General features: G+C 73.7%; 11 protein-coding genes. 7 read left to right on the top strand and 4 right to left on the bottom strand.

Annotated features, from left to right (window positions below):
* Positions 1–149 precede the first annotated feature (149 nt).
* Positions 150–1,343, bottom strand: coding sequence for a serine hydrolase domain-containing protein (locus AC060K_RS14805; protein WP_483766167.1), 1,194 nt, complete (start codon positions 1,341–1,343; stop codon positions 150–152).
* Between the two features lie 4 nt (positions 1,344–1,347).
* On the bottom strand, positions 1,348–2,223 hold the full coding sequence (locus AC060K_RS14800; RefSeq protein ID WP_483766166.1) for an aldo/keto reductase: 876 nt from the start codon (positions 2,221–2,223) through the stop codon (positions 1,348–1,350).
* Between the two features lie 296 nt (positions 2,224–2,519).
* On the opposite strand from AC060K_RS14800, the gene AC060K_RS14795 reads away from it, so the two are divergent.
* From AC060K_RS14795 to AC060K_RS14765, 7 genes are all read left to right on the top strand, one after another.
* A complete protein-coding gene (locus AC060K_RS14795) occupies positions 2,520–3,770 on the top strand; it encodes a sedoheptulose 7-phosphate cyclase (protein WP_483766165.1) in 1,251 nt (416 codons plus the stop codon).
* Entirely contained in the window at positions 3,767–5,413 is a 1,647-nt protein-coding gene (locus AC060K_RS14790) for an FAD-binding oxidoreductase (protein WP_483766164.1), read from the top strand. The genes AC060K_RS14795 and AC060K_RS14790 overlap by 4 nt, the downstream gene beginning before the upstream one ends.
* Positions 5,410–6,615 (top strand): acyltransferase family protein, encoded by a 1,206-nt coding sequence (locus tag AC060K_RS14785; protein WP_483766163.1) that lies wholly within the window; start codon positions 5,410–5,412, stop codon positions 6,613–6,615. The genes AC060K_RS14790 and AC060K_RS14785 overlap by 4 nt, the downstream gene beginning before the upstream one ends.
* On the top strand, positions 6,608–7,708 hold the full coding sequence (locus AC060K_RS14780) for a nitroreductase/quinone reductase family protein (protein ID WP_483766162.1): 1,101 nt from the start codon (positions 6,608–6,610) through the stop codon (positions 7,706–7,708). The genes AC060K_RS14785 and AC060K_RS14780 overlap by 8 nt, the downstream gene beginning before the upstream one ends.
* The gene (locus tag AC060K_RS14775) at positions 7,705–8,715 is read left to right on the top strand and encodes an ROK family protein (RefSeq protein ID WP_483766161.1); all 1,011 of its coding nucleotides are present in this window, start codon (positions 7,705–7,707) and stop codon (positions 8,713–8,715) included. Before AC060K_RS14780 ends, AC060K_RS14775 begins: the two co-directional genes overlap by 4 nt.
* A gap of 92 nt (positions 8,716–8,807) precedes the next feature.
* A complete protein-coding gene (locus AC060K_RS14770; RefSeq protein ID WP_483766160.1) occupies positions 8,808–9,947 on the top strand; it encodes an alcohol dehydrogenase catalytic domain-containing protein in 1,140 nt (379 codons plus the stop codon).
* A gap of 64 nt (positions 9,948–10,011) precedes the next feature.
* Positions 10,012–10,512, top strand: a complete 501-nt coding sequence (locus tag AC060K_RS14765) for a GNAT family N-acetyltransferase (RefSeq protein ID WP_483766159.1) — start codon at positions 10,012–10,014, stop codon at positions 10,510–10,512.
* A 149-nt stretch (positions 10,513–10,661) separates the two neighbouring features.
* Here AC060K_RS14765 and AC060K_RS14760 read toward each other — a convergent pair whose 3' ends face one another.
* Both AC060K_RS14760 and fgd read right to left on the bottom strand, forming a co-directional pair.
* On the bottom strand, positions 10,662–11,378 hold the full coding sequence (locus tag AC060K_RS14760) for an HAD hydrolase-like protein (RefSeq protein ID WP_483766158.1): 717 nt from the start codon (positions 11,376–11,378) through the stop codon (positions 10,662–10,664).
* Positions 11,379–11,491: 113 nt separating this feature from the next.
* Positions 11,492–12,496 (bottom strand): glucose-6-phosphate dehydrogenase (coenzyme-F420), encoded by a 1,005-nt coding sequence (gene fgd, locus AC060K_RS14755; protein ID WP_483766157.1) that lies wholly within the window; start codon positions 12,494–12,496, stop codon positions 11,492–11,494.
* Positions 12,497–12,501 lie beyond the last annotated feature (5 nt).

Genomic DNA, 12,501 nt, shown 5'->3' with positions numbered 1-12,501 from the left:
CGGTCAGAATACCGGAAGGCCCTTCACGCCGAGGAGATTTCACCCTCTGACCAGGGGCGCGGCTCGGCCGGCGGGACGCTGGGGTGCGTCCCGCCGGCCTGTGCAGGAGGCGGTACCGGGCCCTCCCCGGATCCCGGTACCGCCCGGTCTCACCGGGTCGCCAGGCGTCCTTCGAACGCCGCACCGGTCGCCGTGACCAGGCTCCCCGCGCGCTTGTCGTCCGGGCCGAGCGCGATGAGCCGGTTGGGCACGTACGAGACGCCGGCCCGGACCCGCGGCCACGCCTGGTTGGCGGAGCCGCCCCCGCCGTCGTGCCCGAAGCTGTCCCCGTCGGGGCCCGGCCGCGGCTTGGTCCGCAGCCGGTACCCGCCGCCGCCGTAGACCATCGGGACGCCGATGACGGCGTCCGTGCTGGACACGTGGCGCCGGGTGGCGTCCGCCAGGGTCGCCCGGCCGAGGATCGCGGGCGCCTCGCCGGGCTCCCGCACGGCGTCGGCCGCGAGGAGGCTGTAGAGGCGGGCGAGGTCCCGTGCCGTGCCGGCCACGTTGATCGCGGGGACCAGCGCGAGCAGGCGGCGCGGCTCCGACCACAGGTCGTGGTCGGGCGGGAACGGCATGGGGTTCTGCCACACCCGCCGGGTCAGGGGGTCGGTGCTGGTGAAGTAGCTGCTGAACTGCGCCAGGAACCCCGTGCCGTACTCCGTGCGGGCCACGCGGTGCAGGTCCTTCTCCTGCACCCCGAAGTGCACGTCCAGCCCGTGCGGCCTGGCGACCTCCTCCCGGAAGAAGGTCGCGAGGTCCCGCCCGTCGACACGACGCACGACCTCCGCCACCACCCAGCCGGGGGTGAACGGGCCGTACATGAGCGGGTAGGCCCGGGGGTCGGACTCCGGCGGCTGGGCGGCGATCAGCGCCGCCATCGCCGCCGGGTCCTCGACGTCCTCCTGGCTGACCGGCTCCCGCAGCGCGGGCAGGCCGGCCGTGAACGTCACCACCTGGCGCAGCGTGATGCCGCCCTTGCCCTCGGCGGCGAACTCCGGCCAGAACGCGGCGACGGGCGTGTCGAGGTCGAGCGGCGCCCGCTCCGCGAGCACCAGCAGCGCCGTCGCGACCAGGCCCTTGCTGCCCGAGAAGATGAGCTGCAGGGTGTCGGCCGCCCACGGGCGCCCGGTCCGCGCGTCGGCCACGCCGCCCCACAGGTCGGCCACGACCTCGCCGTCCACCGCGACGGCGAACGCCGCCCCCAGCTCGTCCCGCTCGTCGAAGCTGCGGGCGAGCTCGGCCTGCAGGCTCTCGAACCCGGCGCGGACCGTGCCGCGGACCACGCCGTGCGTCGTGGTCATGACGTCACTGCCGCTCGACGAGGCGGAGCAGCTGCTCGTCGGTCAGCTCGACGTCGATCGCGGCGATGTTCTCCGCCAGGTGGTCGAGCGACCCCGTGCCGGGGATCGGCGCCATGACCGGCGAGCGGTACAGCAGCCACGCGAGCGAGACCTGCGCGGGCGTGGCGCCCACCTCGGCGGCCACCTCGGCGAGCGTGCCGCCCGGCTGGGCGAGCTCCCCCACCGCGATCGGGAAGAAGGGCATGTACACGATGCCCTCGCTCTCGCAGTAGTCCACGACGTCGCTGTCGTCGCGGGCGGCGAGGTTGAAGAGGTTCTGCACCACGGCGATGTCGGCCACCGCCGACGCCTCCTGGATCTGCTCCACGGTGACCATGGAGAGGCCGAGGTGGCCGATCTTGCCGGCGTCCTGCAGCTCCTTGAGCGCGCCCACCTGGTCGGCCAGCGGGACGGCGGGGTCCACGCGGTGCAGCAGGTACACGGGCACCTGCTCCACGCCCAGGCGGCGCAGGCTCAGCTCCACCTGCTGCTTGAGGTACTCCGGGCGGCCCAGGGGGATCCACTCCTCCATGGTGGGCCCCGGGCGGGTCACGCCCGCCTTGCTCACGATGACGACGTCGTCGCGGCCGGCGAGCGCCTCGCCCACCAGCTCCTCGTTGGCACCGAGGGAGTACGCGTCGGCGGTGTCGAACAGGGTGACGCCGAGGTCGGCGGCCTTCCGGATCACGTCCAGGGCGGCCTTGCGGTCGGCCGGTCCCTGCCACACGTCGGCGTCGCCGAGGCGCATCGCGCCGTAGCCGATGCGGCCCACCTCGAGGGCCGTCCCGATGCGGACGGTGGGGTCCGTCTTGGGGGACGCCGGGCTCTCGTTGATCGTCATGTCTCTCCTCCTGGATCGCTCGTTCTGACGAGTGCTCCCACCTTCGCCGGACTGGGAGACGGGGCCAAGGGAGGCGGAGGAAGGGTGTCAGGACGGCTGGACAGTGTCAGGTCGGGCGGGACCCTGTCAGGTCCGCGAGGACTTCGTCAGCTCCGACCTGACGTAGTCCAGCAGATGTGATGCATCGCGGCACCGGTGCTGGCCTCGGACGACGGGGAAGCGCTTGTCTTCTCGACGTCAGCAGTGCCGGCCCGCAGACCGCGGCCGGCCCGCCCCCCTTCGCCGAGGAGAGACCAGTGAGCACACCTCTGAGCACTGAGGCATACGACAGCGGCGTCTTCGTCGAGAGCAGGCACATCGACGCCTGGAAGGTACGTGCGCAGAAGGACGTCAGCTACGAGATCCGGTTCTGCGACGACGTCTTCGACCCGAGCTCCACCGAGCTCCTGGAGGCCGGGGCCAGCGAGCCCTCCCGGCGCCGGTTCGTCGTCGTCGACTCCGTGGTCGACCGCCTGTACGGCGAGCGTGTCCGCGCCTACTTCGACCACCACGGCGTCGAGGTCCGGCTCCTCGTGCTCGACATCGACGAGACCGTGAAGACGCTCGACATGCTGGTCAAGGTCGCCGCCGAGATCGACGCCTTCGGGATCGACCGCCGCCGGGAGCCGCTCATCGTCATCGGCGGCGGCGTGATCATGGACATCGTCGGCCTCGTCGCCAACCTCTACCGGCGCGGCACCCCGTTCGTCCGCGTGCCCACCACGCTGATCGGCCTCGTGGACGCCGGCGTGGGTGTCAAGACCGGCGTCAACTTCAACGGGCACAAGAACCGTCTGGGCACGTACTTCGAGAAGTCCCTGACGCTGCTCGACCCCACGTTCCTCGCGACGCTCGACGAGCGGCACGTCTCCAACGGGCTGGCCGAGATCCTCAAGATCGCCCTCATCAAGGACCGCGAGCTCTTCGACGTGCTCAGCAGCTACGGGCCCGAGCTGATCGACCTGAAGTTCCAGAACTCCGACAAGGCCGGCCGGAACGCCGCCCTGTTCACCCTGGAGCGCGCCATCCACGGGATGCTCGAGGAGCTGCAGCCCAACCTGTGGGAGGCGCAGCTCGAGCGCGTCGTCGACTACGGGCACACCTTCAGCCCCACCGTCGAGATGCACGCCCTCCCGAGCCTCCTCCACGGCGAGGCCGTCTGCGTCGACATGGCGGTCACCACCGTCATGGCGGCCCGCCGCGGCCTGATGACCGACGTCGAGATGCAGCTCGTGCTCGACGTCATGCGCGCCCTGCGCCTGCCCACCTGGGCCGACTGCCTGGACGCCGACCTGCTCAGCCGTGCCCTCGAGGACAGCCGCCGGCACCGCGACGGGCAGCAGCGGCTCCCGCTCCCCGTGGGCATCGGCGGCGCCACGTTCGTGAACGACGTCACCGAGGACGAGATCGCCGCCGCCCTGCACCAGCTGCGCGACCTCACCGCCCACGCCCACCAGACCGCCCCCGGCCGTCAGGCCTCGGCCACCCCGAAGGAGATCCACGCATGACCGTCCACGTCGACCGACGGACCGTCCTCAAGACCGCCGGCACCAGCGCCGCGCTGCTCGGCCTGTCCCAGCTCCTGGAGAGCGGCGCGGGCGCGGCCACCCTGGCTCGCCCGGCCACCACGGAGGCGGCGGCCCCGACCGCCCTGACGGTGACCCCGGCGGACCGCCAGTACCAGGACGTCATCACCCCGTTCAACCAGCGGTGGGTCGGGTCGCCGGACGCCGTCCGCCTGCCCACCACCACGGCTCAGGTCGTCGACGCCGTCCGGTACGCCGTGAGCCGCGGCAAGCGGATCGCGGTGCGCGGCGGCGGCCACGGCTACGAGGACTGGATCTACAACCCGCAGGTGCAGACGGTCATCGACATGAGCCTGATGCGCCGCGTCTACTTCGACCCCGCGCGCAACGCGTTCGCCGTCGAGGCGGGCGCCTCCCTCCTCGACGTGTACACCGGCCTGTACCAGGGCTTCGGCGTGACGGTGCCGGGTGGCGTGTGCGCCACGGTGGGCATCGGCGGCCACGCCCCGGGCGGCGGCTACGGCATGCTGTCGCGCCGGCTCGGCCTGATCGTCGACTACCTCGAAGCCGTCGAGGTGGTCGTGGTGTCCGCGAGCGGCGCCGTCCGCTCGGTCGTGGCGAGCCGGAACCCGTCCGACCCGAACCACGACCTGTGGTGGGGCCACACCGGCGCGGGCGGCGGCAACTTCGGCGTGGTCACGCGCTACTGGTTCCGCTCCCCCACCGCCACGGGCACCGACCCGGAGCAGCAGCTCCCCGCCCCGCCGGCCGAGGTCCTCGTCGTCACGCCCAGCTGGTCGTGGGACGACCTCACCGAGCAGGGCTTCGCGAACCTCCTGCGCGCCTACGGCAGGTGGCACGAGCGCCACGCCACGCCCAGCAGCCCCTACGCGGGCCTGTGCAGCTGGCTGTTCATGCCGCACCGGTCGGCGGGTGCCGTGAACGCGCTCATCCAGATGGAAGCCACGCGGCCCGACGCCGAGCAGCTGGTCCGTTCGTTCCTCGACGAGCTGGACGCGGCCGCCGGCGTGCGCCGTACCGAGACCGTGCTGCGGCTCGCATGGCTCAAGGCCACCCGCCACATGGGCATGGGGTCACCCCTGCAGACCTCGCCCACGTTCCGCGGCGAGCACAAGTCCGCCTACCTGAAGAGGAGCTTCACGGAGGAGCACATCGCCGCCGCCTACAAGCACCTGACCCGGCCCGACTACGACAACCCTTACGGCATGCTCGTCGCCACCTCCTACGGCGGCGCGGTGAACACCGTGGCCCCGGGCGCGACCGCCAGCTACCAGCGCGACGCCATCCTCAAGCTCCTGTTCCAGACCTACTGGACCGACGCGGCCGACGACGCGCACAACATCGCCTGGCTCCGCGACCTGTACGAGGAGACGTACGCCTCGACCGGCGGCGCCCCCGTGCACGACGCCGTCACCGCCGGCTGCTACATCAACTACCCCGACGGCGACATCAGCGACCCGGCCCGCAACCGGTCGGGCGTGCCCTGGACCACCCTCTACTGGGGCGACAACTACGCCCGGCTGCAGCAGGTCAAGCTCCGCTGGGACCCCAGCAACGTGTTCCGCCACACCCAGTCCGTGCGCCTGCCGGGCGGTGCGTCATGAGCCGCCGCCCCGCCCTGGACACGCTGACGTCGACGCGGTTCTTCGCGGCCCTCGCCGTGTTCGTCACGCACGTGACCGTCAACCACGTCGTGGCCGACCCGGCCCTGGCCGGCGCGCTGGACCGCTACGCCGGCCGCCTCGGGTACGCGGGCGTCACGTTCTTCTTCGTCCTGTCGGGCTTCGTCCTGATGTGGTCGGCCCGGGACCAGGACACGGTCGCCGCGTTCTACCGTCGCCGGCTCGCGAAGATCTTCCCCAACCACCTGGTGACGTGGGTCGCCGGTCTCGGCCTCATGGCCCTGACCGGCGCCCTGGCGGCGGTACCGCTCGCGTCGCTGCTGCCCAGCCTGTTCCTGCTGCAGTCGTGGAGCACGGACCTGCCGGTCCTGTTCGGCACCAACGGCCCCTCGTGGTCCCTGGCGTGCGAGCTGCTCTTCTACCTGTCGTTCCCGCTGGTCGCCCTCTGGCTCCGGCGGGTGCGGCCGGCACGGCTCTGGGGGGCGGCGCTCGCGGCGCTGGGGCTGATCCTCGTGGTGCCGGCCGTCGCGCTGGTGCTGCCGGGCAGCGCCCCGTCGCCCTTCCAGGACATGCCGTGGGTGCAGAACTGGTTCACGTACTTCCTGCCGGTGTCCCGCCTGGGCGACTTCGTGCTCGGCATGGTGATGGCCCGCATGGTGGCCGAGAACGTGCTGCCTCGCCTGAGCGTGGCCGCCACGCTGCCGCTGGTGGGACTCGGGTACGCCGGGATGGTGCTCGTGCCGGGCCCGTTCGGCCTGGTCGCGCCGATCGCTCCGCCGCTGGCTCTCCTCATCGCCGCGCTCGCCGACCGGGAGAACCGCGGCCACCGCGGCTGGCTCTCCGCCCGGCCGCTGGTGCTGCTCGGGGAGGTGTCCTTCGCGTTCTACATGGTCCACTTCCTGGTGCTCCAGTACGGCCCGGTGGGCCTCGCCACCAGGGCGCCCGACGACGTGCCGCGGCCCCCGCTCGAGGCCCTCGCCCTGGTCCTCGTCTCGCTCGTGATCAGCCTCGCCCTGGGCTGGGTGCTGTACCGGTTCGTCGAGGTCCCGGCGATGCGGCGGTGGGGACGCACGGGCGCCCGGCCCGCCGCGGCGCCGTCGGGCACCGCAGCGGGAGCCGGGGCGCCGGCCGCGCCCGCGGGCGACCCCGCTCCGGTCCTGGTGAAGGAGGGCGGCCATGTCTGACCCCGTGGTCACCGAGTTCCGCGCCAACCGCGGGCGCGTGGCGGCCTTCGCCGACAAGCACCTGCTGCTCCTGACGGTCGCCGGCCGGCGCACCGGCACGCCGCGCACCACCCCGGTGCTCTACCTGCCCGACGACGACGGCTACGTCGTGTTCGGCCTCAACGGCGGCTCTCCGTCGGACCCGAGCTGGGTGGGCAACCTCCTGGCGACGGGGCGCGGGGAGGTCGAGCTGGGCGACCGGCGTCTGCCCGTGCGGCCTGAGCGCGTGACCGACGCCGAGGCGCAGGTCCTCTGGAAGCGGCAGGTCGCGCTCGTGCCGGAGTTCGAGGGGTTCCGGGCGCGCACCAGCCGGCCGATCCCGATCATCCGGCTGCGCCACGACGCGGAGGCCGGCCTGGGCTCGCCGGCCGGCACGGTCGACCGCACGGTCGACCGCACGGTGAGCGCCCTGCTGTTCGACATGGACGGCACCCTGCTGGACTCCGAGGCGTCCATCACGGCCACGTGGACGGCGTTCGCCCACCGGCGCGGCCTCGACCCGGCCGTCGTGCTGCCGGGTGTGCCGGGTCGTACCGGGGCGGCGATCATCGCCGACCACGTCGGCGACCCGGCGGAGGCCGCGGCCGAGCTGGACCGCATCGTGCGGGAGCAGCAGGAGAAGGTGGGCGGGATCGCCGAGGTGCCCGGTGCGGGCACGCTCCTGCGGTCGCTCCCGCACGGGACCTGGGCCGTTGTCACGTCGGCGCCCGCGCGGGTGGCCCTGCGCCGGATCGAGGCGGCGGGCCTCCCGGTCCCGCCGGTGCTCGTCGCCGCCGAGGACGTCGCGGTCGGCAAGCCTGACCCCGAGGGGTTCCAGCGCGCCGCCCGGGTGCTGGGGGTCCCGACCCGGGAGTGCCTGGTCGTCGAGGACTCTCTCGCGGGGATCGAGGCGGGGGTCCGCAGCGGCGCCGCCGTGCTGCAGGTGGGGGCCGACGGCGGGGCTCCGGCCCCCACGCCCGGCGCGGTGCTCGCCGCCGTGCCGGACCTGACGGAGGTGCGCGCGGAGGCCGTCGGCGAGCACCGCGTCCGGGTGACGATCGGCGGCTCCCGGTGACGACGACGGCGCACCGCCCGCTGGTCGACATCGACGTGGGTGGAACCTGGTTCCGCACCCGGACCCAGGCCGGCCCGGCGACCGACCCGCAGGTCGCCACGGTCGCGGCCCCGAGCCGGCTCCGGCAGCCGGCTCGGGCCGTGCCCGAGCTCCTCGACGAGCTGATCGACCTGATCGACCGGTCCGCACCGCCCGGGGCCGACGTCGCGATCTCGCTCGGCGCGGCGATGGACGAGTCGACCGGCGTGGTGCACGGTTCGGGCCCCCTGTGGGGCGACTACGAGGGGCCGCTGCCCCTCCTTCAGATCCTGCGCTACCGTCGGCCGGACGCCACCTGGCACGTGTTCAACGACCTCACCTGCGGGGTCGCCGCGTTCGCCGAGCGGGCCCCGGCCTGGGCCGCGCAGGTTACCTACGTGACGGTGAGCAGCGGCGTCGCGCTGCGCACGGCCGACGTCGCGCGCGGCGTCATCGAGGTGGACCGGTGGGGGCTCCAGGGCGAGATCGGCCACGGGGCCGCCGTGCCGCACCACCGCGCCCTGACGGAGCACGGGCCGCTGCCGTGCGACTGCGGCGGGGCGGGGCACGTGGCCTCCGTGGCGTCCGGGCCGGGCCTCGCCCGGGCCGCCGAGGTGATGGGCCTGGGACCGGCGGCGGGCTTCGAGGAGCGGTTCGCCGGGCTCCTCGACCAGGAGGACCAGACCGCCCGCGCCCTGCTCACAGAGGCCGTCCGCCCGATCGCCGAGGCGGTCCGCTCGTTGTGGACGCTGCGCCCGCACGCCGAGCTCGTGGGCGTCGGGGGCGGCGTGGCGGCCAACCTCGGCGAGCGGTACGAGCACGAGCTGCACCGGCAGCTGGCCGAGCCGCGCGGGTACTCCGACCGCGGGCGCGACGCCGCCTGGGTCGCCGAGCGGGTCCGGGTGCTCCGGCCCGGGGAGTGCGACCTCCTCACGGGCGCGCGGCTGCTCGCCCAGGGCCGGCTGCGTCCCGAGCCGCCGGCCGCCTGATCGACCGACGTACCCGACCCGAACCCAGGAAGGAGGCGCGGGGGGGGCCCCCCCGGGGGGGGGGGCGCGGGGGGGGCACGCCGCACATCCCTATGCTCAACTCCCACCACGCCATCGTCCGGACCCCGGCCGACTGCCGGCTCGACATGGTCCCCACTCCCGACCCCGGGCCGGGCGAGGTCCTCCTCGCCCCCGAGGCCGTCAGCCTCTGCGGCACGGACATCCAGATCCTGCGCCGGATGCGGCCCGACCCCGCGAGCACCGTCGGTCACGAGGGCTTCGCCCGTGTGGTCGCCGTCGGCCGGGGCGTCTCCCCGGTCGCCGTCGGCGACCGGGTCATGGTCAACCCGACTGCGCCCGGCAACCCCGACTTCCTCCTCGGGCACAACGTGCCGGGCCTCTTCCAGGAGCGGGTGCTCATCGGGGCCGACGCCGTCTCCGGCGGACAGCTCCTCGCCGTCCCGGAAACTGTCCCGGCCACGCTCGGGACGCTGACCGAGCCGCTCGCCGTGGTGACGTACGGGCTGGAGTGCCTGTGCCTGGCCGGGGTGCGGCACCTCGTCGTGGACGGCGGCGGGCTCATCGGCCTGCTCGCCGCCGCACGCGCGAGCCACGTGCTCGGCGGCTCGTCGGACGTGACCGTGATCCACCGGCACGAGCGGGTCCGGCGCTGGGCCGAGCGGCACGTGCCGGGGCGGCACGTCGTCGGGCACCTCACCGAGCGCGACGGGCGGCCCCACGGGCGGCCCGACGGTCAGGGCGACCGGGACCTCCTGGCGCACGTCCCGGAGGGAGCGGGCCTCCTGTCCGCCGTCTACCGCGACGCCACGGTGCCCCGCGTCGCACGCCTGGTCGAGCTGCTGCGCGGCCGGCTGGTCGCGGTGCACACGATCGGCGGCGTCCCGACGCCCGCCGTGCCCGACGGCACCGACGGCACCGACGGCGTCGACCTCGCCGTGACCCGCTCGGACAACACGGGCGGACCGTGGCCGCCGCGGGTGCACCAGGGCGCCGGGATCCGGTTCACCGGCAACCGCGGGGTGACCAACGAACGGCTCGCCCGTGCCGCCGTCGACCTCGAGCTGTCCGGCGACAGCCTGACTCCGCTCCTCACCCACGCCGTCGCGCCGGCCGAGGGCGTCGAGCTCCTGAACCGGATCGTGGGCGGGGTGCGCGAGGACCACGGCGGCAACCCGGTCGTCCGGCTCGTCGTCCGGTGGAACCTTCCGTGACGCAACTCCGCCACCAGGCGGAATGCGCTGGCGACCAGGCGAGGAGGCATGTTGTCATCGCTGGATGACGCAGCCTCCGGACCCGGTGTACGAGTTCTCCGCCGACCGCACCAGGGTCGACGCCGAGCGTGTCCACGCCCTCCTCGTCGAGCACTCGTACTGGGCCCGCGACCGTCCGCGCCACGTCACCGACGCGGCGATCGCGGGCTCCTGGCCCTTCGGCGTCTACGTGCGGGAGACGGGCGCGCAGGCGGCGTTCGCCCGGGTCATCTCCGACGGGGCGACGTTCGCCTGGCTGAGCGACGTGATCGTCGACCCCGCGCACCGCGGCAAGGGCCTGGGCAAGCTGCTCGTGAGCGAGATCCTCGCCACGCTCGACCCGCTCGGTCTCCGGCGCACGCTGCTCGCCACGGCGGACGCCGACTCCCTGTACGAGCGCTTCGGCTTCCGGGCGGTGGACCCCACGATGCACTGGATGGAGCGCCCGGGCCCCCGGATCGGGGCGCCGCAGAACATATGTGCAACCGGCACTGTCACCCCTGGTGACAATGTGTACTCGGAGTGACAACGCAGGAGCACCAACTGTCCAGGCGGCGTGCCATCCTGAGGCTGTGCTGATCACCGCCGAGCTCGGGCCCGGTCGGTCCCCTTCCGCGGCGGTGAGCACGGGCGCGCACGGCTGGGCACGCGACGATGTCGCACGCCCAGCCGTCGTCAGCTCACCAACAGCTTGACCAGGGCCTCGGGCGTGTCTGCGAACACCGTGACACCAGCCGCCTCCAGCTCGCCAGGCTCGGCGTAGCCCCAGCGCGCGCCGACCGTCGCGATGCCGTTCTCTGCGGCGCCCTCCGCGTCGTGCTCGCGGTCGCCCACCATGACGGCGCGGCCCACGAGGTCACCCGCCGGGTCGCCGCCTGCCCGGGCCGCGAGCGCCGCCAGCGCCCGCGCGATGATCGGCCCCTTGCCGGCCGAGACGCCGGCGCCCTCGAGCTCGGCGCCGAAGACCCCGTCGAGCCCGCCCTCGAGCCACGCGTCGAGCCCGAAGTGCTCGACGATCCGCAGCGCGTACACCTCGGGCTTGGCGGTGGCGATCGCGAGCGTCACCCCGGCCTCGCGCAGAGCCGTCAGCGCCTCGGGGATGCCGGGGAACAGGGAGTTCTCGAACATGCCGCCCGCCTCGAACGACCGACGGTAGGCGGCGATGACGGCCGCGGCGTCGTCGTCGGACAGGCCGATCCGGGCCATGCTCGTGCCGAGCGGCGGCCCGACGAAGGTGAGCAGCACCTCGTCGGACGGCACCGGGAGCCCCACAGCCGTGAAGCCGGCGCGGAGCGACGACACGATGCCGGGGGCGGAGTCGGTGAGGGTGCCGTCGAGGTCGAGCAGGACGTGGGTGACGGAGTCGGGCAGCGGGAGGGTGGAGGGGCTCACGCCCCGAGGGTGCCACACCGGCCGAGCGCCCCGGGACACGCGCCAGACTGCTTCCAGGTCCGTCTACCGGGGCTCCGGCGGCCCTGGAAGCAGTCTGGCGCGTTCAGCTCAGCTCAGTTCAGCTTCCGCAGCCGCGGCAGCACGTCCTCGGCGAACTGGTCCAGGAACCGGTCCTGGTCGTTCCCGGGGCCGTGGACCACGAGGTGGTTGAGCCCGGCGTCGAGGTAGGGCTGGATCATCGCGACGGCCTCGTCGGGGTCGGACGCGACGATCCACCGCTGCGCCACCTGCTCGATCGGCAGCTCGTCGGCGAGGCGCTCCATCTCCTCGGCGGACGTGACGGAGTGCTTCTGCTCCGGCGTGAGCGACAGCGGCGCCCAGAAGCGGGTGTTCTCCAGCGCGGCGTCCGCGTCCCGGTCGTAGGAGATCTTGATCTCGATCATCCGGTCGATGTCGTCGAACGAGCGCCCGGCCTTCTCCGCGCCCTCGCGGACCGCGGGCAGCAGCTTCTCGGTGTAGAGGTCCATGCCCTTGCCCGAGGTGCAGATGAACCCGTCGCCCGCACGCCCGGCGTACTTCGCGACGAGCGGCCCGCCCGCGGCCACGTAGACGGGCACCGGCGTGGACGGCCGGTCGTAGATGTGCGCGTCGACCAGGGTGTAGAACTCGCCCTCGACCGACACGGACTCCTCGGTCCAGAGCCGGCGCATCAGGTCGACGGCCTCGCGCAGGCGGGCGAACCGCTCCTTGAACTCCGGCCACTCGCGGCCGCTCACGGCGATCTCGTTGAGCGCCTCGCCGGTGCCGACGCCGAGCATGATGCGGCCCTCGGTGAGCAGCCCGAGGGTGGCGAACGTCTGCGCGATCACCGCGGGGTTGTAGCGGAAGGTGGGGGTCAGGACGCTCGTGCCGAGCGTGATGCGGCTGGTCCGCTCGCCCGCCGCCGCGAGCCACGCGAGGGCCGACGGCGCGTGCCCGCCCTCGTGCCGCCACGGCAGGAAGTGGTCCGAGACGACGGCGCTGTCCAGCCCCGCCTGCTCCGCCCGCACGGCCAGCTCCACGAGCTCACGCGGCCCGAACTGCTCCGCCGACGCCTTGTATCCGATCTTCAGGGTCATGCCCC

It is taken from the genome of Antribacter sp. NEAU-D49 (assembly GCF_057158775.1).
The sequence above is the reverse complement of the archived record's forward strand: the minus strand, read 5'-3'. Positions and strand labels throughout refer to the sequence as shown.

Coding starts and splice junctions, on each gene's coding strand:
- AC060K_RS14790 (WP_483766164.1), top strand. CDS start 3,767: ATGACCGTCCACGTCGACCGACGGACCGTCCTCAAGACCGCCGGCACC.
- fgd (WP_483766157.1), bottom strand. CDS start 12,496: ATGACCCTGAAGATCGGATACAAGGCGTCGGCGGAGCAGTTCGGGCCG.
- AC060K_RS14770 (WP_483766160.1), top strand. CDS start 8,808: ATGCTCAACTCCCACCACGCCATCGTCCGGACCCCGGCCGACTGCCGG.
- AC060K_RS14800 (WP_483766166.1), bottom strand. CDS start 2,223: ATGACGATCAACGAGAGCCCGGCGTCCCCCAAGACGGACCCCACCGTC.
- AC060K_RS14805 (WP_483766167.1), bottom strand. CDS start 1,343: ATGACCACGACGCACGGCGTGGTCCGCGGCACGGTCCGCGCCGGGTTC.
- AC060K_RS14785 (WP_483766163.1), top strand. CDS start 5,410: ATGAGCCGCCGCCCCGCCCTGGACACGCTGACGTCGACGCGGTTCTTC.
- AC060K_RS14765 (WP_483766159.1), top strand. CDS start 10,012: ATGACGCAGCCTCCGGACCCGGTGTACGAGTTCTCCGCCGACCGCACC.
- AC060K_RS14780 (WP_483766162.1), top strand. CDS start 6,608: ATGTCTGACCCCGTGGTCACCGAGTTCCGCGCCAACCGCGGGCGCGTG.